This window comes from Gardnerella sp. 30-4 (assembly GCF_001641215.1).
Taxonomy (GTDB): domain Bacteria; phylum Actinomycetota; class Actinomycetes; order Actinomycetales; family Bifidobacteriaceae; genus Bifidobacterium; species Bifidobacterium leopoldii.
The window spans coordinates 1-3,007 of the sequence record NZ_LXJL01000127.1; the positions used below are offsets into that span (position 1 = coordinate 1).

Sequence of the window (3,007 nt, forward strand, 5' to 3'; positions counted from 1 at the left end):
ATTTTCGTAATCTGTAATACGTCTTATGGTGTGTTGCAGATTTGTGATTGGGTAATCGCTGAACAAATGTTGTAGTTCATTACCTCACTATAATTTTGATACTAAATTGTTTAGTACTTTGTCGAATTCAGACATTCTGTTTTCTTGATTAAAGAATGGAAGACCTATAATCTTGTATCCTCTTCCTAGAATATCGTTAATCTTGTAGTTGTTTTTAATCTGCCCTAAGAATTTTTCTTTCCACTCATCTTCAAATAAAAGTTGACTACCTTTAGGCTCAACATATGCTTGATATGTTTTAACATCCTCATACTCTTTCTCACGAATAAAGAGCAAGAAATCAGGCTCAAAACGTTCGCCTGAATCAAACGAATAAATGGCAAGCTCAGGGATTCTCTCATTCCTAATAAGATAGTATTCAAGTCCTTTTGCTTTAAGCTTCGGCTCCGTAAAAGACGAAAGAATGTGAGCATTTGGAATGTTGAAAATCCAGCCTAGGGGTGCTTCTAGGATGTTTTTATGCTCAAAAATCAAGTTATCAAGCCAATCTTAAACCTTTTAACGATAGTCTTTCCTATCGTTAAAAAGTGCACTTATTTTGCCTATGCATCTGTTTATGTATGGAATAAAATCCTGTGGATTATCGGATGATTTTTAGCTACAATTATTTTGTAGACTGCATATATGCATTCTTTGTCCATAATTTACATCCCGTCAGTTTTATTAGACTCAAAGATGATTTGTACTACGAGATGAATGAATATTGGGCAGATGATAGTGAATAACAGAGTGAAGATTGAACATGATAATCGTAGCTGCAATTAGGTAAAGATTAAGTTGTAGAGGAGGCATAAATGAAGCATATCAAGCATTATGCTTTTTTGACTGTGGTAGTTTGCATTATGTCACTTATTTCAGGTTGTAAGAATCAAAATAGTTTTAGCGATAATAATAGAGAAGTAAAAACAGAAAATAAAAAGTCTGCAAGGAATGAAAAACACTCAGAAAATAATGAAGATGTTGACTGGAAAGAGGTAAGTAAAAATGGTGTTGATGAAACTTTGCTCATAAAAAACATAGATGAAAAGGTTCTCACATATGTGGCTAAACAATTACAAAATCTATGCGATGAGATTGGTGAAAAGGGGATCAAAGATAAATACCATTGGCTGACAGGACAATGGTATAACGATGTAATATATTCTAAACAATACAAGAGTGTTGTGTCGTTGGGTAAAAAAGCAATGAAACCATTGTTCCTAATAATATATAAAAGCAAAGAGGCTGGAATGTATGAATGGGTTTGTAGTAAAGCGTTAGATGAAATATCTGGTTTTGATTTCTCGGGATTAAACAATGGCGTAGGCTGGAGTAATTCTAAAGAATTTTTAAAGGCATTTACCGATAAAATTATTGAACAAAAAATTAGCAAACAAAAAAATTAACAACTCTCTGTTTACAATTGTCTTGGACGCCTACTAGGCAAGGTGAGATTGAGCATTATCAAGTCTCTTATTTGTGATTGCTAGTGGAGAAACTCGTAGTAGTTTTAGGATGGTTTCTCACGGCTTTAGATGCAAATTTTGCTTTTTTTTTAAACGAGAGTATAGTGTTATCAAATTTGTCAAATAAGCTATTGGATTTGTGTAGTTTGTAGTGAATTATTTAAGTTGGATAGCAATTTGCAAGTAATCATGCGAGTAGTTATGTAAGTTTGCATTATTTTGAAAAAGTTTTTAGGGGAGAGTTAGTTGCTGTGAAGACGATTTTTAGCAAAGATAATATTTTTATTCGTATGAGATCTATTAGTCCGGCATTGCGATGGGCGCTTGTTGGCTTTTGTTTTTCTATGCTCGGCAATCAGGCGTATGAAGGCTCGGTTTTGCCTTCGATTATTATTGTTGGCTTGCCGGCTTGGGTGATTGGTTTTCGTAAGACTTTTATGACGGTTGCCGATTTTCTTTCGCCATGCTCTGGTTGGATTGTTGATAAGCTTGGCGGTTTTCGCGCTCTTGCTATGACTGAAGGCGTAGAAGGCGTGCTCAGTTTGCTGCCGCTTCTTATGCTTGGCTCTCTAGCTTGGAAGTGGTCGCTTGTAGCTCTTTCTTGCGCATTGTTGATTACCGGGCAAGTGATTGATATCGCTAGCGAAGTTTTCGAGGTTGATGCTGCCGGCGGCGATGACGGCATGATTGTAAACTACAGCGGCATTGTGAGCGTTTTGGCGAGTGTTACAGGAACCTTGCTCGGCTCTCCGCTTGGATCTTGGATTGCAAGCTGGTCAATTCCTGCGGTTTTGATTTTCTCGTCCGTGACTTCTTTTGCGGCTTGTGCTACGCGATTTATTATGAAACAAGATATTTCGCAAGCGTCTTGCGTAGAAGAGGAAGCATCGCAAGATGTAGAGAATGAATCGCAAGAAAATCAAGAAAAGCAAACGGAACTGGAAAATAAAGCAGATTCCAAATCTGCAGATAATCAATCTACTATTAAGAAATCTGCGAATCCATCGCTCAAGAGTAAAATCATGCTTCTTGCCGGATCTCTTTTGGTTGCTTTTATTCCTGCATGCTCTGTTTCTTATATTCTTCTTGGTCTTGGTAAGCAATATGGCTCTAAATCCTTAACAATACTGTATATTTTCAGTGGCGTAGGAAGCGTGCTTGCGTCCGTTTTATATGCGCATTCGTCTCAAAAACTCGGTTTAAGAAAAATAGCGGTTTTAGGAATTGTTGTGAGCTTGCTTGCTTATTGCTTTATGTTTAGTAGTCTTTTGCCAATAATGTGGGTTGCATTCTTCCTTGAATCGATTGGTGGAATGTTGTTGGTGGAGCCGATTATTGTTGCGCGTCAGATTCTGTTCAAAGGAAGTGCGCTCGCTAAGTTTTCTGGTTGGGCGCGCCTTGCGTTTGCGATTGGTGCTACTACTGGATCTTGGATTGGATTTGCATTCTCGTCTACGTTCCAATGGCATCTGTTGCCTATACTCTGTCTCTTATACACATCT

2 protein-coding genes are annotated in these 3,007 nt (G+C 37.5%); one reads left to right on the top strand and one right to left on the bottom strand.

The genetic code is table 11. From position 1 onward, the window contains the following. Positions 1-87: 87 nt before the first annotated feature. Positions 88-534 carry a hypothetical protein gene (locus A5294_RS06950; protein ID WP_064340707.1) on the bottom strand — a complete coding sequence of 149 codons (447 nt, stop codon included), beginning with the start codon at positions 532-534 and terminating at the stop codon, positions 88-90. 320 nt (positions 535-854) lie between these two features. On the opposite strand from A5294_RS06950, the gene A5294_RS06090 reads away from it, so the two are divergent. Continuing rightward, complete coding sequence (locus A5294_RS06090; protein WP_004107190.1) at positions 855-1,445, top strand: hypothetical protein; 591 nt, start codon at positions 855-857, stop codon at positions 1,443-1,445. The last annotated feature ends 1,562 nt before the right edge of the window (positions 1,446-3,007 follow it).